This window comes from Pontiella desulfatans, assembly GCF_900890425.1.
Lineage (GTDB): Bacteria > Verrucomicrobiota > Kiritimatiellia > Kiritimatiellales > Pontiellaceae > Pontiella > Pontiella desulfatans.
Window position 1 is genome coordinate 922,557 of sequence record NZ_CAAHFG010000002.1, and the last position, 23,154, is coordinate 945,710.

The following is a 23,154-nucleotide window of genomic DNA, read 5'->3' on the forward strand; positions in this document are numbered from 1 at the left end:
AATGATGGAGGTATGGGAATGAAGATAAAATGGTTTGCTCTTTTGATGTTCGTGTCCGGCACTTTTTCGGGGTATGCGAACGAACGCCCGAATATGATGTTTATTCTGGCAGACGACTGCACGTTCCGCGACCTGGAGCTGTATGGCGGCCCCGCCAGGACGCCGCATATCAACAAGCTGGCCGCCGAGGGAATGACTTTCAGCCGCTGCTATCAGGCTGCACCGATGTGTTCGCCGACGCGTCACAATCTTTATACGGGGATTTATCCGGTGAAGAGCGGGGCCTATCCGAACCACACCTTTGTCTATCCGGAGGTAAAGAGCATTCCGCACTACCTGAAGGAACAAGGATACCGCGTGGCCTTGATCGGCAAGACCCACATCGGCCCCAAGGAAAATTTTCCTTTTGAGTACATCGATGATTTCGGGTTTTACGGCAAGGACAAGCAGGGGCGGTTGGAGAAACAGCCGTATCCATCGCCGCGCTATCCGGCGCTCGATCGCTTCATTCGGGAGTGCGTGGAGTCCAATACGCCGTTCTGCATTTTTGCGGCATCGAACGAACCCCACGGCCCCTACACCAACGGCGATGCGTCGGTCTACAGGAACAAGGATTATGACCTTCCGGGCAATCTGGTCGATACACCGAAAACGCGTGAGGAATATGCGCGCTACCTGGCGGAGATCACCTTTTTCGACGGGCAGGTCGGCGAATGCGTTTCCATGCTCAAGAAGCATGGGGTTGACGGCAATGCGCTGGTGATGGTCGCAACGGAGCAGGGCAGTTCGTTCCCTTACGGCAAATGGACGACCTATGAAAACGGTGTGGCCAGCGGCCTGGTTGTCAGCTGGCCGGGTAAGATCGCCGCGGGCGGCAAGAGCGATGCGATGGTGGAATATTGCGATGTGGTGCCGACGCTGCTGGCGGCTGCCGGAGCTCCGGTTCCGGATGCCGTCGAAGGGCGCTCGTTCCTTCCCGTGCTGACCGGCAAGGCGACGAAGCATAAGGACTATGCCTATTCGATCCACACCAGCGTTGGCGTTAATGGAAACAAGGCGCCCTACGGCGTGCGTTCCGTTGTGTCGCAACGCTATCGCTATATCCGGAACCTGACGCCGGGAAATGCATTCAGCATCAGTATGACCAATCCGCTGATCGAGGGCCGCATGCAGAAAAACTATCTTGGCGAGTGGGTCGGGCGGGCGGAAGCCGGCGACGGAAATGCCCAGGCGCTCGTGGATGGAATTATCCATCGCCCGGCTGAAGAACTCTACGACATTATTGCCGATCCCTATTGCCGCAACAATCTGTCAGGAAACCCGGAGCATGCCGAAACAAAGAAGGCGCTTTCCGGGAAGCTGGATGCCTGGATGAAGCAGCAGGGCGACCAAGGCGCGCAGACCGAGCTGGACGCCGCCAAGCGCTGCACCAAATTGCTGAAAGATGCAAAGGCGGAAACGAAAAAGAAGAAGCAGGGACAATAACGATATGAGAATAATTCAATCCACTTTGCTGGCGATGCTGTCCGTCGGATTATTGATGCAGGCCGCCGCCGGCAAGCTGCCGAATATTGTCTACATCATTTGCGACGACCTGGGCTATGGCGAAATCCAGGCACTGAATCCCGATCGCAGCAAGGTGCCGACGCCGCACGTCGATAAGCTGGCTTCGCAGGGGATGGTCTTCACCGATGCGCATTCCGGTTCGTCGGTCTGCACCCCGACGCGCTACGGCGTGCTCACCGGCCGCTATGCCTGGCGCACGAGTCTGCAAAACGGGGTTCGTCATCACAACGGGGAGCCGCTGATTGCCTCCGACCGGTTGACCGTTCCCGCGTTGCTCAAGCGGGCGGGATACGACACCGCCGCCTTGGGGAAATGGCACCTTGTTTTCAGCTTTGTGGATGAAAACGGGGAGAAGGTGAAGGGCCAGGGCAATAAGTGGAACGGTGGAATTCCCGCCGGCTCACGGGTGCAGGATGGCCCGACCACGCGCGGGTTCGACTCCTACTTTGGCTTCCACCATTCGGCGATCATTGAAACCACCATTGAAAACGACCGCGTGGTCGATGACACGCCGATGGATCAGGTGCTTGGCAAGCTGGGCGACCGCGCCGCGAAATATATCGGGGAAAAGGCGAAGTCGGAAAATCCGTTCTTCCTCTACCTGGCGCTCAATTCGCCGCACACGCCGATTGCCCCTTCCAAAGGTTGGATCGGTAAAAGCGGCATGGGCGACTATTGCGACTTTCTGATGGAAACCGACCACACCGTCGGGCAGGTGCTCCAGGCCTTGGAAGAGAGCGGCGTAGCCGACAACACCTTGGTTGTCTTCACCTCCGATAACGGCTGCTCGGCCAAGCCCGCCAATGCCGCCGACCTGATCGAAAAATACGGGCACTATCCGAGCGCCCACCTGCGCGGTTACAAGTCCGACGGCTGGGAGGGCGGCCACCGTGTGCCGTTCATTGTCCGCTGGCCGGGCAAGGTGAAGGCCGGTTCCACCAATCCGGAAACGATCTGCCATACCGCGCTGCTCGCCACCTGCGCCGAATTGACCGGGCAGACGCTGGCCGACAACGAGGGCGAGGATTCGCTCAGCATTTTGCCGGCACTCCTCGGAACCAACGACCAGCCCGTATATGACGCGTTCATTCATCATACAATCCGCGGCATGTTTTCTATCCGGCAGGGCAGGTGGAAACTGTGCGTGCACTCCGGTTCCGGCGGATGGAGCGCCCCGCAGGATCGGGATGCCCGCAAGCAGGAACTGCCCGAATACCAGCTCTACGACATGGAACAGGATTTGGGCGAAACCAGTAACCTGGCCGACCAGTATCCCGAAAAGGTTGAGCAACTGCTCGCCCTGCTCAAGAAGCAGGTGGCCGATGGCCGCAGCACCCCCGGTGCTCCGCAAAAGAACGATGCGGAAATCGACCTGTTCAAGAAGGGGCAATGATGAAGATGTTTCAGAAGACCGTGATCGTCGCCGTTGCGCTGGGTGTGTTGCCGTCCGTGGCGCAGGTTGAGTACGAAGCAACACTCGCGCCGCGTAATCTGCTATGGGAAAATAACGATTTTTCGGCCGACTGGCAGAATGTCGGTTTTATCGGCGACGGGCAGCAGGGCGCGAGTGTGCTGGTCGATAATGTTAACTCGAACGACCTGCGATTCCTACTGAGCCGCTACGACATTGTGGAGTATCCCGAGACGGGCTACTGGCCGCGCGTCTTTGCCGGCAACGTGGTTATCAGCCCGAAAGGGAAGGTGGCCGACCGTACGATGGAGCAGGATCTCTACACCGGCGTTCTTTCCGGCACCATCACGACAGACGAAGGTTCCATGGAGTGGAAGGCGTTTGCGGAGCGCGAACACGGCGTGCTCGTTGTGGGAGTGCGCGGACAGGGTGGCGAGGTCGGTGCCAAACCGAACTATCGTGTGGAGCGGCCGGTGGATACGCGCCATTATTTCAAGCAGCACAGGCATTATGAGAGCAAGGGCTGGAATCAAATCCCATTTGCGCCGGAGGCCAAGCCGATGCGCGAGGTCGGCGGCGTGCAGGTGCTGGAACAGCCGATGAATAACCGGGGAGGTTTCGGCGTCGCTTTCCAATCATTGGAAAGTTCCAGGGGTTGGAACTGGATGCTCGTTGCGCTTTCCGCCGATCCGGGCGAAGACCAGGCTGCGGCCATCCGCCGTGCGGCGGAGGCATCGTTGGCGCGGGTTCAGGTGGCGGCGTCCGACGGCGTGGACAAGCTGGCGGCTTCGACGGATGAATGGTGGAAGGACTACAGCGAAAAATCGTTTCTGAAAATCGACGAGGATCCGCGCTGGGAAAAGATCTACCAGATCCAGCTCTACAAATTCGGCAGCGCCAGCTCGGAGCATTCACCGTATCTGATCGACAACCAGGGGCTGTGGCCGTGGTATTGCGGCTGGGCGGGCACCTGGTGGAACCTCAATGTGCAGCTCTCCTATTTCCCGATGTGCTCAGCCAACCGCCTCGATGCGGGGCGGTCGATGATCAATGGCATCAACCGCATGTACAAAGCGGGCACGCTGCATGCCAACGCCGCCCACAACGAATGGCCGGGCATCACCGTCGGGCGCAGCTCCGACTACCGCGGCCTCAAGGATCAGGGCTGGAGCCGCGAGTTCGGCAACCTGACCTGGGTGCTGAACAACTATTGGAAATACTGGAAGTATAGCGGCGAGGAGCAGATCGGCCGCGACCTCTTTCCGATGCTCAAGGACAACCTTGTTTTCCTGACGCATTTTCTGGAGAAAAAGGAGGATGGAAAACTGCACATGGCGAAGTCGCGCTCGCCGGAATATGAGGATGTGACCGGTAAAGGTGAGCCTCTGCGTGAGGATACCAATTATGCGCTGATGTCGCTCGACTGGGCGCTGCGCACCGCCATCGAAATGAACGAAGAGCTGGGCATGGACGACCCGGATTCCAAGGGTTGGAAACAGACGTTGGCTGATTTGACGCCGTTGCCGGTGGACGAAAAAACCGGATTCATGGTCAGCGCCAACACCGCTTTTGAGCACGGGCACCGGCACTATTCGCATCTGCTGTCCATCTATCCCTACCACACCGTCAACGTCGATCAAGGCCCCGAGGCGCGGGCGCTGATCCAGAAGAGCGTCGACAACTGGCATAGCTTCGGCGGCCGGGGGGCGGCCGGCTATACCTTCACCGGCGGATGCGCGATGTACGCGTTGCTCGGCGACGGTGACCGCGCGCTGGAGCTGCTCGACCAGCTGCCCGGCCGGCTGAAGCCGAACACGATGTACCGCGAGGGCGGCGGGCCGGTGATCGAGACGCCGCTTTCCGTGGTGGAGTCGGTCAACTATCTGTTGCTGCAGTCGTGGGGCGGGGTGGTGCGCGTCTTCCCCGCCGTGCCGTCGAAGTGGAAGAATATCGAGTTTCGCGATCTACGCTGCGAGGGCGCTCATCTGGTTTCGGCCAAGCGCGTGGATGGAAAAACGCAGTGGATCCGTATCCAGAGCCTCGCCGGCGAACCACTCGTTGTGCAAACCGATATCGGCCAGCTTGCGGCGGATCGGGATATTGCCATCCAGTCCATCAAGGGGCCGCGCGGACAGCAACGCTGGACGATTGATTTGAAGAAAGGCGAAACGGTTCTTTTGACAAGCAAGCAGGAGCAGTGATCAAGCTTCCTGTCCAGGTATCGGCAGCCGAAGCCTCCTCGGCTTCGCGGGACTTGATTGCCTCCTGACTGCAAGCGGTGCTGATGAGTTTCAAAGCAATCGATTTGCTTTGGTAAAAATTTTGGTCAGCCGCGTTTCTTGTTCAGGAAAGACGGCTTGACTGGCCGGAGGACGTTGGAAAATGGAGCATATCCAGGACTATTTTGGGGCGTTGCTGCCCATCTGTTCCCGCGGTACCATCCCGCTTGGCATCGGGTTGGTGCGCAGCGGCGCGGCGAAGGGAACCACGCTTTCGTTCATGACCAGCTCACCCGCCATTTCGGTGGTGCCGATCCTGTTGGGCTTGAAGTTCCTCGGTGGCCCGTTGATGGGAATCAAGTTGAGATCATTGGTTTGCGGTGCCGCGGTGGCGGTGCTCGGGGGGCAGGCGCTGGCCTGTGGTATTTTCGATCCGGTGATGTTGGCGGACTTCAAGGATCCGCGCAGCCCCGACATCAAGTGGCCGCTGTTCATGGCCGAGCAGGATTTGGTTTGGGAGGACGGCGTTGGCGACACGTGGGGCGATTCCGCCTTTATCGCCAACGGCCTGACCGGGGCGTCGATCTACCGCAAGCCCGGCGACGACTGGGTGCTGCAATGGGAGCTGGGACGCACCGACGTGGCGGCGGAGTTCCATATTCCGAACATCGATTGGTCGATCCCGCGCGTGCCGATCGGCAGTATCCTGCTCGATCCTATTGGCACCGTGAAAAAGGCATCCATGCGGCTGGACATCTGGAACGCGGAGGCGCGCGGCCGCATCGATTCGGACGAAGGCCGCATTTATTGGCGCTCGTTCATCGAGCGCGAGTCCAACGTGGTGGTGGTGGAAATGCGCGGCACCGGCGGCGAAAAGGGGTTGCCGCTGGGCTTGGCCGAAAAGTGGTCGATCAGCCCGCGTATCATGACGACCGGCACCGATCCTGCGACCCTGCCGCTGGAACAGCTCCCGCCAAGGCCATACCGCGAGCAGCGCGGCGACCTGACGGTTGTCGTCCAGTCGCTGACGGAACACGGCGCGCATGCGACCGCGTTTGTGAACATCCCCGGAAAGAAGGGACGCAACACCTTCCTGCTGTCCGTCGGCAAGGCCTACGCGCCCGAAAAGCCGCAAGCGGACAATATTGAAATGGCGGTGGCCGAGGCGGTCTCTGCGATTCAGGGCGCCCGTGCCGATGGGGTGGAGGCGCTTTCCAAACGCCACCGCGAATGGTGGCACCGCTATATGCAACAGGCCTTCGTGGAAGTCGATGGCGACGATTTTTGGGAGCAGTTCTATTGGCTCCAGATCTACAAGTTCGGCGGCGCATCGCGCGCCGACCTGCCGATCCTGACCGACAACATGGGGCCGTGGTTCACGCAATGCGGCTGGCCGGGCACCTGGTGGAACCTCAACATCCAGCTCTCCTATTTCCCGGCCTTCAGCGGCAACCGCCTCGATGTGGGGCGCTCGATGATCACCGCCATCGACCATTTCGACCAACTCGGCCGCTTCAACAGCGCGGTCAACCCGGACGCGATCACCTGGACGCGCACCTCGACCTACAACCTCATCCGGCGCGAGGGGGGCGATACCTACGAGCTGGGCAACCTGACCTGGGCGTTGCACAACTATTGGCGCTACTGGAAGTATTCGATGGACGAAACCGTTGGCCGCAACCTCTTCGCGCTGCTCAGGAAAAACATCAATTACTATTTCGACGTGATGAGCGAGGATACCGACGGAACCATCCACCTGCCGCCGATGGTGTCGCCGGAATACAACTTCAAGGACGAGCCGGAGGAGCGGGGCTGGGCCATGGAACGTCCCGGCCTGCTGGCCGACACCAACTATTCACTCCAGCTTTTCGACTGGGGGCTTGGAACGCTGTTCGAACTCAACGAGCGCTTTGGGATGAACGATCCAATGGTTGGAACATGGGCGGATGCCAAAAAGCGGTTGCGCCCGTTCCCGGTCAACGAACACGGCCTGATGGTCGGCGCAGGGCAGGGGTTCGATGTTTCCCACCGCCACTACTCGCACCTGATGGCGCTCTATCCGCTGCACACGGTCAACCCGGAGCAGGGGGCGGAGGCCGAGGCGCTGATGCGAATATCGATCGAGCGCTGGCTGAGCCTGCCTAGTCAACTCGCGGCCTATTCGTTCACCGGGTCGGCCGCCATGTTCGCCACGCTCGGCGACGGCGAGCGCGCACTCGAGCAACTCGACGGAATGATTTCCTCCAGGAAGCTGGGTACGGCGTCCGATGTGCGCGCGGTGAAGCCCAACACCATGTATGCCGAGGACGGCGGGCCGGTGATCGAAACACCGCTCTCCGTGGTCGAGAGCATGGGCTATATGATGCTCCAGAGCTGGGGCGGCGCCATCCGCGTTTTTCCCGCCATGCCCGCCCGCTGGGAGCAGGAAACCATCTTCCACCAGCTGCGCACCGAGGGGGGCTTCCTCGTCTCCGCCGAATGGAGCGAAGGCAAAACCCAATGGATCCTCATCGAAAGCCTGGCAGGGGAGCCGTGCGTGCTTCAGACCGACATTCAAACGTTCAAGGCCGACCGCGATGTCGCCATCGAACCCGAAGAAGGCCCGCGGGGTATAAAGCGCTGGAGGATCGGCCTCGAAAAAGGCGGCCGGGTGCTCCTCCGGTTGAAAAAATGATTCCGCCGCGGTAATTCGTCCATGGAGATAAAATATTTCATTAAAAAGTGAGTTAGGTTGGTATTTTATAAATGATATTGTTGACATGCAGGGGTATTGGGCATAAAAACGGCGAATAAATCGAAATATTAATAAGGATAAACCCAATGGAAAAAACCGTATTACTAGCCGTTTTCGCAATGTGTGCAGGGTTGGCGCAGGCGGAGATTATTGCACTGGACTCCACTTCGTCGCAGATTGTTACGGATGGAACGACGACGGGCAACAGCATCGGGGTGACGGCCGGATCCCGCGTCTTTGCCATTGGCGAAACAGCCATCGTTACGGCTCAATTGACCATGACCGGAACCCCGGCCTACAACGCATCGGCCAACTGGACGCTTGGGTTTCGCGACAACGTAAATGAGGTCGGTTCCGCGCTGTCCATCCGCCTAAACTCGGTTCCGCTGTGGAATGCTTCGACCGACAGTTCTGCGGCCAGTGCCGGCGGCAACACCGCGGATCTCGGAACAACGGAGCGCGAAAGCACCACGAATGTGGACGGAACAACGGCCGATATGAAGACCGATGGAGACGTTAGTCTGCTTGAGATGCGGGTCACCAAGGTATCTGCCACGCAATACGGCTATGTGGCCTACTGGAAAGACGGTAGCGGCAACACGCTGGAATCCTTGAGCAAGACCTATGACCTGGGTAAAGAGATTGCAAGCATCACCGATGTAACCTTCGGGAACCGTGCCACGACAACCACCGTTACCGGCGCCTTGACGAACATCCAGCTCGAGGTGATTCCGGAGCCGGCCACCCTCGGCCTGATCACGGCTCTTGGCACGGGATTGCTGGTGGTTCGCCGCTTTTTCGTGATTTAGGCGCAGGGACAAATTTTATTGCAACGCCCGGGGGAGCTATCCGGGCGTTTTTTTTCGGAACAAATCAACGTAGGTAAGCAGATGAAGAAAACCATTTTTTTGACCGCCTTGGCCATGGCTGCGGGACTGGCTCAGGCCGGGATTGTGGCGTTGGATACCAATGCTGCATCGATTGTCTCCAATGGGGGAACGCAGGGCGCTGATATTACACTTACGGATGGCACACACGCCTTCAATGTGGGTGAAACCGTTAAAATGACCTGGGATCTGGGCATTACCGGAACCCCGGCCTACAGCGCGTCGGCCAACTGGTCGGTCGGCTTTCTCGATGGTGCCGGGCACGGGGCCGCCCTGTCGATTCGCCTGAATGGGGCCGCTTTGTGGAATGCCTCGACGGACGACAACGCACCCACGGCAGACAACAACACGGCGCTGTTGGGAACGGCCGACCGTGAAAGCGCCACGAATGCGGACGGTACGGCCTATGACCTGAAGGATGACGGTGAAAGCGCCCAATTCGAACTGCAGGTCACCAAGGTTTCTAGCAATGAATACAACTATGTGGCCCGTTGGAAAGACACCGGCGGAACCGTACTGGATTCAATCAGCAAGACCTATGACCTTGGCGTCGAGTTGTCGAACATCGCTTCCGTATCGTTCGGCAACCGTGCGACGTCCGGCTCCGTTACGGGCAACCTGAGCAACCTCACGCTGGAGGTTCTCACCCCGCCTTCTTCGGCAACCACCAACCTCTACACGGAAGCCGCCTACCTCCGCAGCATGTCACCATGGCAGGACGGCAGCACCTCCATCGGCCTGAAGGATGCCACCGAAACCGGCACCGGGCTGCGGCAAGGCCTGCTGCGCTTCGACCTTTCGGGCGTCGGCACCAACGATGTGACGAATGCGTCCTTCACCCTCACCGCCAAAAAGGAGGATACCTACACGCTCTATGCCTGGGGCGTCGTGGATAACGCGCCGGGGCAGAACTGGAACGACACCACCACGACGATGTCCAATGTGCTCACCAGCGGCATGTATACGCCGATCGAAAACCTGGAAAGCGCGGACGACACCAACCTGGTGCTGCTCGGCTCGCAGTCCGTTGCGGGCGCCGGTGCCGGGGCGGGGTATGACACCTACACCCTCGCATCGCAGTCGCTGGTCGATTGGCTCAACACCGATACGGACGGCGATGCCACCATCGTGGTCTCCATCGGCGAAAACGTGAATACTGCCATGCGCAGCGGAACCGCCGGTTCGGAGCCGTTCCTGACCTACACGCTAACGGGCGCTACACCGCCCTCAACCAACGATGCCGTTGTGATTGATGCAAACGACACCAATATTATCTTCCGGGGCTCGCAGTACATCACTTCGACCGCCAGCGCAACCTCGTTCAAACGCCACTCCGATGCCACGCTGAACGATCTGGACAATGCCTTCACGCCTGCGAAGGCGCTGACGGGAACGGGCATTTCCATCGAGTTTAAAACCGATAGCGACGCCATTCTTGCCAGGTTTTCGCAGGATCTGAGCGCCGAATACAAAGGCGGTCGCTTTAGCTATTATGAAGACGGCGTTCTGATGGGCAGCACGGACTTTTTCGGCGGGGAAGACATGAGCTTCACGATCAACTCGGCATCACCGGGAACCGCTTCGGTTTACCGCATCACCATGCCCACCTGGGCCAACCCGGTTTTCCAGGGATTGGAACTTGAGCTGGGCAGCTCCTTGCAGCCTCTTGCTCCGGCGGCGCAGAAAACCTATGTGTCCATCGGCGACTCCATCACCCACGGTCGCGGACAGGCCGTCTCCAGCGAGACCTACCCTTGGCGGGTGGCCGAAGCGCTGGATCTCGATCTGTACAACGTCGCCGTCGGCGGTGCCAAGATTTCCGTACCGACCGCCGAGATGCTGGCCGACTTCCCCCCGGTAGATGTCGTTACCGTCTTGATCGGCTACAACGACCTGCATGCCGGAAAAAGCATCGTGGAATATGCGGCCGATTTTTCCGCCATGCTCGACGCCCTGCGGGTCAGCCAGCCGGATGCCCGCATAGTCTGCATCAGCCCCACCTACACGGATAACCCAAGCAATACGACTACCGGTGTAACCATCCAGGACTTCCGCCAGGTGGTCTACGACGAAGTGGCCGCACGCCGCGCCGCAAACGATTATAAAATCCATCTGGTTCGTGGCGAGGAGATCTCTTCCGCCGCCAACCTGCGCGATGGCGACCCGGTTCACTTTTCGGTCGAGGGAGCCGCCGCCTTTGCCACAGAGCTGGCCCCGCTGATGGAGCCCTTTGCCGAAGGCAGCGTCGATTTCGACGGCGATAGCCTGACCGATGCCCAGGAGGAAGCGCTCGGAACCGACCCGACCGATGCCGCGTCATTTTTCGCCGTCTCCGGGCAAACCCCGCTTCCAATGCCTGGAAAATTCGAGATACGCTGGCCGAGCGCCAGCAACGTGCTCTACAAGGTTTGGGAAAGCCCGGATCTGACCCACTGGGCGGTTGCGCGCGACTGGGCCGTCGCACAGACCCCGCCCGAAGACGCGCTCGAAATCGATCTTTCCCCGTCCAACGGTTTCTTCAAGGTCGAGGCGGAAATCCAGTAAGCATAGGGTGGGGTGTTCGGTATGTGGTGTGATAAAAGTAACATAACAAAAAAATGTGATTCATTCTGAATGTATTGCAGCAACCCCGATTATGAAGGAGGCTCCGGCCATGAGGTATACTAGCAAGTATTTCATCAGATTACTCACCCTGATATTGGGCATCGCCCAGGGTTTGGTCGCCGACGCGCGACCCAACATTGTTTTTTTCCTGGCGGACGACCAGAGCAAGTTTGATCATTCGGCTTATGGCAATGAAAAGGCACCAACCCCGGTTACGGGTAAGTTTGCTGAAGAGGGGTTGGTTTTCGAGCGCATGTACACGGGGCAGGCGATCTGCGCACCGAGCCGCTCGATGCTGTATACCGGGTTGAATCCGATCCGGAACGGGTGTTTCGTCAACCACATCAACATCCGCCCCGGCGTGGAAACGATCACGAAACACCTCGGCCAATTGGGCTATGAGGTCATTTTGGCCGGAAAATCGCACGTTGGCCCGGATGGGCAGTTCCAGTGGACGAAGCGCTTCCAGCCCGTAAAGATTCCGGGACTGCCGCGCCCGTGGATCCCGGTCGAGGAGATGGACGCCTTTATGCAGGAACCCGGCGACAAGCCGTTCTGCATGATTGTTGCCAGCGAATTTCCGCATAGTCCGCATATCAAGGATACGTCGTTCGGCGTGGACGATGTGAAAGTTCAGTCCTTTATTGAAGATACACCGGATGCGCGCACGTCGTACGCCACGTATTATCAAAGCATTGTCGAGAAGGAGAAGGAGTTCCGCGCGGTGCTGGACATGATCGACAAGCATGGGCTCCGCGAAAACACGGTCGTGTTCTATGCCGACGACCACGGGCATAAGCGCGGCAAGTTCACGGTTTATGATTCCGGGTTGAACGTGGCCTTCATGGTGCGCTGGCCGGGCAAGATCAAGCCGGGGCGCACGGATGCCCTGTCCAGTTTCACCGACTTCGTCCCCACCGCAATCGAGTTGGCCGGAGGAACCGTTCCGGCGGACATCGATGGCAAGAGCCTGTTGCCCGTCCTCGCCGGCAAGACCGATGTTCAGCACGAATATGTTTATGGCGTGGCGCACAACCAGGGCATCCAGCAGCGCCATGTTTTTCCGCAACGTTCCATCCACGACGGCCGATGGCATTACATCGTCAACTTTAACAGCCTGGAGCAAATTGAGGGCGACCGTGCGGCGGGGAAACCCATCGACTACTTTTTCGAAGCCGGTGCCCAAAAGCATGCCTCCCAACCGACCGAGGAGCTGTATGATACCGAGGCCGATCCCGATGAACTCAGCAACGTCGCAGGAAAGGAAGAGGTGGCTGCCGTCAAGGCCCGCCTGCGCGGGGCGCTCTTCCAGTGGCTGGACAAACAGGGCGACTACCTGGGCGAAGCGGGGCCGGTTGTATTTCTGAAAGGTCACCAGCATGAGCTGGACGAACTGGATCCGAAATTCAACTACAAGATCCCCGCAGCGTTGGTCGACAGCCTCAGGGGACTCAAAAATGATCCGCACGTAATCACCGGCCCCAACGCCCAGCCGCCGGTCGTGGCTGAGCCGATCGTTCCGGGCAACGTGAGCCGAAAAGGGGCGGGCGGAGCAAAGGGTTCCGTTTCAGAAGGAACAAGCCTGGAAGCTTTCCTGCAGAACAAGCGGGACTACTGCGCGAAGCAGGGCAAGGCATTCAGCGAGGAAAAATACCGCCAGGCCTTCCAGCGGCTCGATGTGGATGGAAACGGCGTGCTCGGCACGAACGAATGGACTGCAGGCGGGAAAAAGCACTGACCAACCGGCTGCCGTGTCGGGCCCGAAAGGAATGACATTCATGAACAAAATATTTGCAGTCCTGCTGTTGCTTCCAATGCTTGGAAACGCAGCCGAGAAACAGCCCGGCTATTTGAAGGACGATGCCTATGAGGAACCGGAGTTTGCACCGGGAGCCAGCGTTCCGAAGATTGCCGAAGAGGCGATGAAGACGCGTGACGAGCGGATCCAGTGGTGGGTCGATGGCCGTTTCGGCTGCTTCATCCACTGGGGCGTTTACGCCCAACTCGGCGGTGTGTGGCAGGGCGAAAAGGTGCACGGCTATTCCGAGCACATCCAACGTAAATGCATGATTGACCAGGCCACCTATGCCTCCGAGGTTGCCGCAAAGTTCAATCCGACCGGTTTCGATGCCGAGGAGTGGGTAAAGTTGATCAAGGCGGCGGGCATGCGGTATCTCGTGATCACGGCCAAGCACCACGACGGGTTTGCCATGTACGCCTCCGAGGTCTCGGACTGGAACATCATGGATGCCACACCGTTCGGGCGCGACCCGATGGCGGAGCTCAAAGCCGCCTGTGTGAAGCACGGCATCAAATTCGGCTTCTACTATTCGCACGCCTTCGACTGGGGCGAGGAGCACGGGCCCGGCAACGACTGGGAATTCAACAATCCCGGCGGCGACAAAAACCTGGGCGGCCGCAACTGGTGGGATGATCCCGTGATGGGCAAGGAGCTGCCGCGCATCCGGGAAAACTATGTGAACAAAAAATCGATCCCGCAGGTTATTGAACTATTGAAAAAATATGATCCCGACATCATGTGGTTCGACACCCCGCACAAGCTTCCAAACTCTGAAAACTGGCGCATCTACAAGGCGCTCCGCGAGGTGGCACCCAATGTGGTGGTCAATGGTCGTTTTGTGTATGGAGGTGGCGATTATGTGACCACGTGCGACAAGCCCGCGCAGATCAAGCCGACGTCGGAAAAATACTGGGAGGCCATTCCGACCACGAATGAGTCCTATGGCTATCATTCCGAGGATAAAAGCCACAAACCAGCATCCGATCTGATCCGACTGCTGATCAAGGCGGTGGCGCGCGGCGGCAATATCCTGATGAACCTGGGGCCGCGCGGCGACGGAAAAATCGACGACCCCGATGTGGATATCCTCAACGGCTTTGCCGACTGGATGGCGGTTGCTGCCGAATCGATCAACGGTGCAGGGAAGTCGGGGCTGCCTGTGCAGGCCTGGGGCGAATCGACCGCCAAAGACGGCACCATCCATCTTCAGGTGTTCCAATGGCCGGAAAACGGCAGGCTGCGCGTCGGCGGGCTGTTGAACGATCCGGACTCGGTTCATATTCTCGGCGCGGATTACGAAGTGTCTATGAAGCGGCTGGATGAAAATACGTTGGAGCTTCGCGTGCCGGACAAGCCGGTTTCCGAAGTGTCCACGGTGGTGACGCTTTCGTTTAAGGACGGTTTCCAAACCTTGGAAAAAGCCCGTCTGCTCGACCCGGCCTTTGCTAACGAACTGAATGTTTTCGATGGGAAGGTTGAAGGCCGTAAACTGAAATATGGTAGCGGCGCGCGCGGCTGGAAGGCGGACAATCACAAGGACTGCCTGATCAACTGGGTGGATGGAAAGGATAGCGTCGGTTGGGAACTTTATGTGCGCGAAACAGGTGAATATGAGGTTACTGCCTGTTACCATGGGCTGGAAAATGGTGCCCAACTCGAGGTGCAGTTTGGAGCGGGCACGGTTTCCGGAAAAACGGAAGCCGGTTCGGATGTAAGGCAGGTTTTGGGGTCGCTCAAGATTCCCGCCGGCAAAGGCAAGCTCATTTGGCGTATGATGGATGATGACGGCAAAGACCGGGTTCATCCTCAGGCACTGATGTTAAGACAGGTTAAATGACGGGAGTTGGATATGATGAAGGATTATATGAAAGGAGTATTCGCGGGGCTGGTGGTCTCTTGCTGTTGTGCTGTTGCGCAGGAGCAGGACAAGCCGAACATCCTGTTTATCTTCGCCGACGACCATACCTATGAAGCCATCCGGGGCCACGGCTACCTAGATATCGATACGCCGAACCTCGACAAGCTGGTTGAGCGGGGCGCGAGCTTTACGCACGCCTATAACATGGGGGCCTGGAACGGGGCGGTATGCATTGCCAGCCGCACGATGCTCACGACCGGACGCACCGTCTGGAACGCCGGAATGCTGGAACAAAGCATGAAGCAGGAGGTCGAGCAGGGGCGTATGTGGGCCCAGCAGATGAAGGCCGCCGGCTACAAGACCTACTTCACCGGAAAATGGCATGTGCAGGCCAAGCCGGAGGACTACTTCGATGTGGTCAAGGATCGCCGAGGCGGCATGCTGCATTCCACGCCCAAGGATGGTGCGGCCTACAACCGCCCCAAGGACGAGGCCGACTATGAAGCCGGCTGGAAGCCGTGGGACAAGACCCAGAAGGGACATTGGGGCGAGGACGGCAAGCACTCCAGCGAGGTGGTCGCCGATAACGGAATCGAATTCATCCGGCATGCCGCCAAGGAGGCGAAGCCCTTCTTCATGCACCTGGCCTTCAATGCGCCGCACGATCCGCGGCAGGCCCCGAAGGAATATATCGATAGGTATCCGCTGGAGCGCATCAAACTGCCCGAAAGCTTCCTGCCGGAATACCCCTTCAAGGACGACATCGGTTGCGGGAAAGGTCTCCGCGACGAAGCGCTCGCGCCCTTCCCGCGCACGGAATATGCCGTGAAGGTGCACCGCCAGGAATACTTCGCGATCGTCTCCCACATGGATCACCAGATCGGGCGCATCCTCGACGCGCTCGAGGAAAGCGGCGAGGCCGACAACACCTACATCATCTTCACGGCCGACCATGGGCTGGCCTGCGGCCACCACGGCCTGATCGGCAAGCAGAACATGTATGAGGACAGCGTGCGCGCCCCGTTCATCATGGTGGGGCCGGGGATCGAGGCCGGTACCAAGGTCGGCACGCCGATCTACCTACAGGACGTGGTGCCGACCACGCTGGAGCTGGCCGGAAAAGAGATTCCCGACTATGTGGAGTTTAAAAGCCTGAACCCGTTGTTCAAGGGAGAGATCAAGCACTACGATGCCATCTACAGTTCCTATCAGAACCAGCAACGTATGGTCATGCAGGATGGTTGGAAACTAATCTATTATCCATCCATCAGTAAAACCCGCCTGTTCAACCTCAAGAACGATCCCTTCGAGAAGAACGACCTGGCCGGCAATCCGGAATACACCGCCAAGCTCACCGAGCTCGAGAAGTCCCTCGCGAACTTGCGGGAGCAGTACAACGATCCGCTCGATTTCGAGGATCCGAAAAAATCATGGAACGCCTACCGCGAGGCCTGCGGGGCGAACAAAAAGAAATCCCACTAACCCAACTTCAAGGCGCAAGGCGTCCCCGCGGTTCGGAGCGCTTTCTGTCATGTAATGCTAAAATCAGAGATTGGAGCTAAGGAAATGAAAAACCGACGTTCGTTCATTCGCCGTGTCCCGGGGGTTGCCGCTGCGGCTGCATTGCCGGTTTGGTACATGGAACAGCAGGCCGCAGTTGCGGCCGAGGGAACCCAACCCACGAAATCGCCTAACGACCGCCCGGCCGTCGCCTTGGTTGGTGCCGGTGGCATGGGCACAGGCGACGCGATGAATGCCCAGAATTACGGCGACATCGTGGCGGTTTGCGATGTGGATGAAAAACGCTTGGCCAAGGCCGTGGGAAAATTGTCGAAGGACGGCAAAAAACCTTCGACGTTCAGCGATTTCCGCAAGCTGCTGGAGCGCGACGATATCGATATTGTCATCAACGGAACCCCCGACCATTGGCACAGCCTGATCAATATCGGTGCGGCCAAGGCGAAGAAGGATATTTATTCCGAGAAGCCGCTTACGCTCTCAATCGATGAGGGTCGGCATGTTGTTAAAGCTGTTCGGGAAAACGGGGTCGTTCTGCAGACCGGCACGCAGCAGCGCAGCAGCGTGCGCTTCCGCATGGCCTGCGAGTTGGTGCGCAACGGACGGATCGGAAAGCTGAAAGAGGTGAACGTTTGGCTTCCGGCGGGGAAAAGCGGGGGGCCTTTCCAAGTCCAGCCGGTGCCGCCCCATCTCAATTGGGATTTTTGGCAAGGTCAGGCTCCGCACCATGAATATGTACCGCAGCGCTGCCATGGAACGTTCCGCAACTGGTATGCTTATTCGGGGGGCACCATGACCGACTGGGGTGCCCACCACATGGACATCGGCTACTGGGCCATTGGCCTGCCCGCGCCGGCCAAGGTGGAAAGCAAGCCGCTCGTAACGCTGGTGCCCGGCGGCTACACCGCGTTCAGTGAATACGAGGTGAAGTTCACCTATGCCAACGGCGTGGTTTTCAATGTGCGCACCACCGCGGACGACAATCCGTATGGCGGTGTCGTCAATCCCGAGGGCCAGCGCAACGGGATTCGTTTCGAAGGAACGGACGGTTGGATCTGGGTCAACCGTACCCAAATCAATGCGTCGGAACGCGAACTCCTGACAACCCCCTTGCCAGAGGATGCAGAACGCCTATATTTCAGCAACAACCACATGCAGAACTTTTTCGAGTGCGCCGCCTCCCGGAAGGATCCGATTTGTCCCGTGGAAGTGGGGCACCAATCGGCCTCCGTCTGCCATTTGGGCACGATTTCGCTGCGAACGGGCAAATCGCTCCTCTGGGATTATAAGCAGGAGAGGTTTGCGGGCGCCCATGCGGCCGAGGCCAACACCTACCTCACGCGGGATATGAGAAAGCCCTACGACTACGGTTTTGTCTCATAATGGACGTGGATTTTTCGAGAGATCCAACCGGTGCGAACAAAGGCATGAGCAGGAAGAAACACGTTAGGGTCTGGGAGAAGATATGATGGTGCGTTTAGTTGCAATAACGGTCTTGGGAATGGGGTTGCAGTCGATTACCGCTTTCGAATCCTATTCCACGGAACCGACCGACAATCCGCTCAAGGCGAAGATGGGGCTTCCTCTAAAGGAGGGTGGATTTGTACGCGAGGGCTTCCACCTTTGGGATCCTTCGATTGTGAAGGTGGGCGACATCTACCACCTATTCGCCTCCTGCTGGCCGGACGATGATTTCCAGAAATGGAAGCAGAGCTATGCGGTGCGCGCCACCTCAAAAAACCTGCTCGGCCCCTACACCTATGTGGAGGATGTGCTGCTTCCAAGGCCTGGAAATTTTTTCGACAGCCAGGGTGTGCACAACCCGAAGGTCATTTTCCATGAAGGGAAATACTACCTTTACCACCTCGGCATCCCGCGCTGGCAAAGCGGTGTGGCGGTGGCCGATTCCATCGAAGGGCCGTGGGAGCGGCGCGACGAGTCCTGCATTCCGCTCAACAACCCGGCCATGTGGATACACGACGACGGCTCGGTCTATGGCGTTGGCAAGGTGAAAATCCCGAACCCGAAATATGACGGGAGCAAGGAATTCAACCATCAGTTCCACTACCTGCAGGCCGTCAAGGGCAACTCCATCTTCGGCCCCTATACCCACCTGCACGGCAAAAAGGAAAATGCGCTGCCGGAAAACTTTGAAAACGAAGACCCGTGCATTTGGTTCGACGGCGAACGCTACCATGTGCTCGTAACCGACCTGCACGGCTATGCCACCGGCCTGCGCCGCGGTTTCACCTACTACACCTCGGAAGGCGGCCTGAAGTATGAACTGGTCTCGAAGGATCCGCTCTTTTCGATGATGCATCCGATCCGCTTCGCCGACGGCAGCGAATTCAAGTTTGCGCGCATCGAGCGCCCCAATGTGGTGCTCAACGAAAAGGGCGAGGTCATCGCCGTACTGGCCGCCTGCCTGCCGCCGAAAAACCAGGGCGGCTCCCGCATCCTGGTCTTCCCCGTCAATAAATACTATAGATCCGGCGACTAAATATTGGGATTGACCGCGAAAGAACGCAGGGAACACAAAGATGCCTATTACCCTGTTTTTCTGCGTTCTATGCGTTCTTTTGCGGTTAAAAAAACAAACCTGTTCAGTCACAATATTTAGTTGCCGGAGCAATAATCGGATAGGAGCGTATGAGGTTTGCATTGTTGGTTATGATGAGTGTCTTGACCTGTTCCGCCGGTTCGCCGTCGAAGCTCTGGGGGCGGCGGGGCGAGCTGTGGCGTCCGGACAGCCGTCTCCCATACTTCGGGTTTGCGGGCTACCAGTGCGGCAATGATCCGATTCCTGACGTGCCCGCCAAAACGGATGTGCGGAACTTCGGCGCGGTGCCGGATGACGACCTCGGCGATTCCGATGCCATCCAGGCGGCCATCGATGCAACGGAGGGCGGGGCGGTAATCGTTCCGGCGGGACGCTTCATCCTCGACAAACCGATCACGATCAAAAAATCCAATGTGGTGCTGCGCGGGGCGGGGCCGCGTAAAACCATTTTTTATGTGCCGCGCTCCCTGCAGGAACTCACCCCGCTCGAAAGCAATGCGGACGGTGGAACCAAGCTGGCCTATTCCTTTGGCGGGGCATTCCTCTCGGTGGAAGGCAGGCGTCCGAGGGAGCACGGTGTTGCCGTGGTCGAAACATCGAAGCGCGGAGAAACCCTCTTGCAGCTGGAAAGCAACAAAGGAATTGAACCCAGTTCATGGATCCAGCTCAGCATGAAGATGAACGAGGAGCTGGGTCGCCACCTGCACGCCGACTTGTTCGATATGGGTGAGGGGACGGCGGGCTTTATGCTCTCCACCGTGGCGCAGGTGAAGTCGGTCGATAAAAAAAGCGTCAAGGTCGACCGACCGTTGCGGTTTGATGTGCGGTCGGAATGGAATCCAACGGTTGCCCCCTTCGAACCCGGCATCGAGGAGGTCGGCCTTGAAAACTTTACTATCCAAATGGCCGGCAAGCCGAAAAAGGCCCACCTGCTCGAAGAGGGGTTCAATGCCATCCAAATGAATGCAGCCGTCAACTGCTGGGTGCGGCGCGTCGAAATCATCGACGCCGACCTGGGGATCAAGTTCGACAACCGCTCGCGCTTTTGCCAGGCCGAGCGCATCCTGATCCGCCATGAAAAACGTTCCCTTGCCGATGGCCCCTCCGGCCACCATGCCGTTTGGCTTTCCGGCGTTGCGCAGGGTTGCCTGGTGTCCGACATCCACATCGAAACCGAATATGTCCACGACATCTCGTTCGAGGGGCTGGCGCACGGCAACGTCGTCCGTCGGGGAAAGGGTGTCCGCCTGAATTTCGACCACCACCGCAACGCCCCGTTCGAGAACCTGCTGACCGATATCGACGTTGGCAACCCCGACCGCATTTGGTCGTCCAGCGGCTCCGGTCATCGCGGCCCGCACTCCGCCGCGCGTTCCACGGCCTGGAACATCCGCCACAGCGGAGAGGTTCCGGCCTCCCCGCAAAAGAGCCATTTCCCGCAACTCAACATGGTCGGCATCAAGGGCGCCGTGAACAGCAACCAGGACGACTGGCATGTCGAACCGCTGGGTGGTGCTGTTGTTCCCTCGGATCTTTACGAAACGCAATTGAAACGGAGAGGTATAAGGGTTTTATGAAAATGGAGAATACAGTCAATACGCTCAAGGGCATGCTTCTAGCATGGGCCTTTATTTATGCAACGGGTTCCGCTGCGGCACCGCGTGTCTATGAAGTCTGGGAAAATGAACCCGCCCCAAACGGGGGTGCCGACTGGGATTTGGTCAAGGCGGGCGGCAAGCCCTTCGACAAGGATTGGGAGGAGTGGTCCTATCCGATCGGCAACGGCTACATGGGTGCCAACCTGTTTGGGCGAACCGACACGGATCGCATTCAGATCACCGACAAGACCATGCATAACAAGGGTATCTACAATGGCGGCGGCCTCACTTCCTTTGCGGAAGTCTATCTGGATTTCGGCCATGGGGAGGTCGGCAACTATCGCCGATCGTTGAACCTCAATGAGGCAATCGCCTATGTCTCCTACGAAAAGGACGGCGTGAAATTCAAGCGAGAATATTTCATGTCCTATCCGGACAACATCATGGCCGTCCGGCTTACCGCCGACCAAAAAGGGGCGCTCTCGTTTGCTGTCCGCGCCGAGATTCCTTATTTGAACATGGAGGACAAGCGCACGGGTACCGTCAACGTCCGTGACAACCTGATCACGCTGGCCGGCACACTGCCGTTCTTCAACATCAACTACGAAGGCCAGGTCAAGGTGCTCAACGAAGGCGGTGCGGTGAAGGCGGGCGAGGGCTCGGTTGCGGTAAGCAAGGCCGACTCGGTTACGCTCCTGATTGCCACGGGCACGAACTACCGCCCGGGAACGCACATCTTCTCGAGTGCCAACCACGAAAAGCTGGATCCAAAACTTTTCCCGCACGACGAGGTGTCGAGCCTGATGGCCAAGGCAGAAGCCAAGGGCTACAACGCCCTGAAGCAGACCCATCTGGCAGACTACCAAAACCTGTTCGGGCGCGTTTCCGTCAACCTGAATTCGCAGGTGTCCGCCGAGCCGACCCACCGGCTCCAGGACAACTACAAGTCGGGGGAGATGGACAACTATCTCGAGGAGCTCATGTTCCAGTTCGGGCGCTACCTGCTGATCGCCAGCTCGCGGGAAAAAACGCTTCCGTCCAACCTGCAGGGGATCTGGAGCCAGTACCACTATTCGCCCTGGACGGGCGGCTACTGGCACAACATCAATGTGCAGATGAACTACTGGGGTGCAGGCAGCGCCAATCTGGCCGAATGCTTCGAACCCTACATCGAATATTTCAAGGCCTATTGGCCCAAGGCGCAGGAACACGCCACCGCCTATGTTGAGAAATTCAACCCCTCCCGGCTGGCCGAAGGCCAGGGGGAAAACGGGTGGATTATCGGAACGAGCGCCAACTCCTATAATATTTCGGGCGCGGGCGGCGGCCACTCGGGGCCCGGCACCGGCGGCTTTACCTCCAAGCTGTTCACGGAATACTACCTGTTTACGCAAGACAGGGAATTCCTCGAAGAGGTCGGCTACCCGGCCATGCTCGGCATGAGCAAGTTCCTTTCCAAGGCGCTGGTTCCCCACGGCGACCTGCTGCTGGTCGAACCGTCCGCCTCGCCGGAACAGAAAGTCCGCGACAAGGAGCAACTTGTCGGGATGCCGGGTAGCATAGATAAGAAGGGGTATTACACCACCACCGGCTGCACCTTTGACCAAGGCTTTGTCTGGGAAAACCACACCGACACCCTCATGCTGGCGGACGCGCTGGGGAAAAAGGACGCCTTCCTCGACACCATTCGCGAGGAAATCACCAAGCTTGATCCGATTCTCATCGGCACCTCCGGTCAAATCAAGGAATACCGCGAGGAGGAGGCCTACAGCGACATCGGCGATCCCAAGCACCGCCACATTTCGCATCTGTGCCCCCTCTATCCCGGCACGCTGATCCATTCGGGCACCCCGGAATGGATGCAGGCCGCCAGCAAGACCCTCGATCTGCGCGGTAGCAAAACCACCGGCTGGGCCATGGCGCACCGCATGAACTGCCGCGCCCGCCTCAAGGAGGGCGAGAAAGCCCTCGAGGTCTATCAGCGCTTCATCCAGGAACGCACCGCCCCCAATCTCTGGACCATGCACCCGCCGTTCCAGATCGACGGCAACCTCGGTACCATGGCCGGCGTCGCTGAAATGCTCCTGCAGAGCCACGAGGGTTACATCGACATCCTGCCCGCCCTGCCGAAGGCTTGGAACTCCGGCTCCTTCGAAGGCCTGGTGGCACGGGGTAATTTTGTTGTTTCCTGCCATTGGAAAGAGGGCAACGCCGAATCGATCGGCATCACCGCCCGCAGCGGCGGCGAATGCCGACTGGCCTATCCCGGCATCGAATCCGCTTCGGTCAAGGACAGCAAAGGCAAGGCCGTCAAAACCTCCAGTGATCGGAAGGGCCGCATTGCATTCGGTTCGACCAAAGGCGAAACCTACAGCATCGCACTCTAAAAGGAATAACC

13 protein-coding genes are annotated in these 23,154 nt (G+C 58.5%); all 13 read left to right on the forward strand.

What is annotated here, in order from left to right; all coding sequences use genetic code 11:
- The first annotated feature begins 18 nt into the window (after positions 1 to 18).
- The 13 genes from E9954_RS19470 to E9954_RS19530 all read left to right on the forward strand — a co-directional run bounded on the left by E9954_RS19470 (position 19) and on the right by E9954_RS19530 (position 23,143).
- Positions 19 to 1,485: a sulfatase family protein gene (locus tag E9954_RS19470; protein WP_136080948.1), complete on the forward strand. Its 1,467-nt coding sequence runs from the start codon at positions 19 to 21 to the stop codon at positions 1,483 to 1,485.
- Positions 1,486 to 1,489: 4 nt separating this feature from the next.
- Positions 1,490 to 2,959 (forward strand): sulfatase family protein, encoded by a 1,470-nt coding sequence (locus E9954_RS19475; RefSeq protein WP_136080949.1) that lies wholly within the window; start codon positions 1,490 to 1,492, stop codon positions 2,957 to 2,959.
- Positions 2,956 to 5,178, forward strand: a complete 2,223-nt coding sequence (locus E9954_RS19480) for a glycosyl hydrolase family 95 catalytic domain-containing protein (protein WP_136080950.1) — start codon at positions 2,956 to 2,958, stop codon at positions 5,176 to 5,178. Before E9954_RS19475 ends, E9954_RS19480 begins: the two co-directional genes overlap by 4 nt.
- 181 nt (positions 5,179 to 5,359) lie before the next feature.
- Positions 5,360 to 7,870 (forward strand): glycosyl hydrolase family 95 catalytic domain-containing protein, encoded by a 2,511-nt coding sequence (locus tag E9954_RS19485; protein ID WP_136080951.1) that lies wholly within the window; start codon positions 5,360 to 5,362, stop codon positions 7,868 to 7,870.
- Positions 7,871 to 8,016: 146 nt separating this feature from the next.
- Positions 8,017 to 8,739, forward strand: coding sequence for a PEP-CTERM sorting domain-containing protein (locus E9954_RS19490; protein ID WP_136080952.1), 723 nt, complete (start codon positions 8,017 to 8,019; stop codon positions 8,737 to 8,739).
- Between the two features lie 81 nt (positions 8,740 to 8,820).
- Positions 8,821 to 11,361, forward strand: a complete 2,541-nt coding sequence (locus E9954_RS19495) for a GDSL-type esterase/lipase family protein (RefSeq protein ID WP_136080953.1) — start codon at positions 8,821 to 8,823, stop codon at positions 11,359 to 11,361.
- Between the two features lie 109 nt (positions 11,362 to 11,470).
- Positions 11,471 to 13,159: a sulfatase family protein gene (locus tag E9954_RS19500; protein ID WP_168442418.1), complete on the forward strand. Its 1,689-nt coding sequence runs from the start codon at positions 11,471 to 11,473 to the stop codon at positions 13,157 to 13,159.
- A gap of 40 nt (positions 13,160 to 13,199) precedes the next feature.
- Entirely contained in the window at positions 13,200 to 15,059 is a 1,860-nt protein-coding gene (locus tag E9954_RS19505) for an alpha-L-fucosidase (RefSeq protein WP_168442419.1), read from the forward strand.
- A 12-nt stretch (positions 15,060 to 15,071) separates the two neighbouring features.
- Positions 15,072 to 16,562, forward strand: a complete 1,491-nt coding sequence (locus tag E9954_RS19510) for a sulfatase-like hydrolase/transferase (RefSeq protein WP_222847247.1) — start codon at positions 15,072 to 15,074, stop codon at positions 16,560 to 16,562.
- An 84-nt stretch (positions 16,563 to 16,646) separates the two neighbouring features.
- Complete coding sequence (locus E9954_RS19515) at positions 16,647 to 17,981, forward strand: Gfo/Idh/MocA family protein (protein ID WP_136080956.1); 1,335 nt, start codon at positions 16,647 to 16,649, stop codon at positions 17,979 to 17,981.
- Between the two features lie 82 nt (positions 17,982 to 18,063).
- Complete coding sequence (locus E9954_RS19520; RefSeq protein ID WP_136080957.1) at positions 18,064 to 19,098, forward strand: glycoside hydrolase family protein; 1,035 nt, start codon at positions 18,064 to 18,066, stop codon at positions 19,096 to 19,098.
- A 149-nt stretch (positions 19,099 to 19,247) separates the two neighbouring features.
- Positions 19,248 to 20,735 carry a glycosyl hydrolase family 28-related protein gene (locus E9954_RS19525; RefSeq protein WP_136080958.1) on the forward strand — a complete coding sequence of 496 codons (1,488 nt, stop codon included), beginning with the start codon at positions 19,248 to 19,250 and terminating at the stop codon, positions 20,733 to 20,735.
- Entirely contained in the window at positions 20,732 to 23,143 is a 2,412-nt protein-coding gene (locus E9954_RS19530; RefSeq protein ID WP_222847248.1) for a glycoside hydrolase family 95 protein, read from the forward strand. Before E9954_RS19525 ends, E9954_RS19530 begins: the two co-directional genes overlap by 4 nt.
- The last annotated feature ends 11 nt before the right edge of the window (positions 23,144 to 23,154 follow it).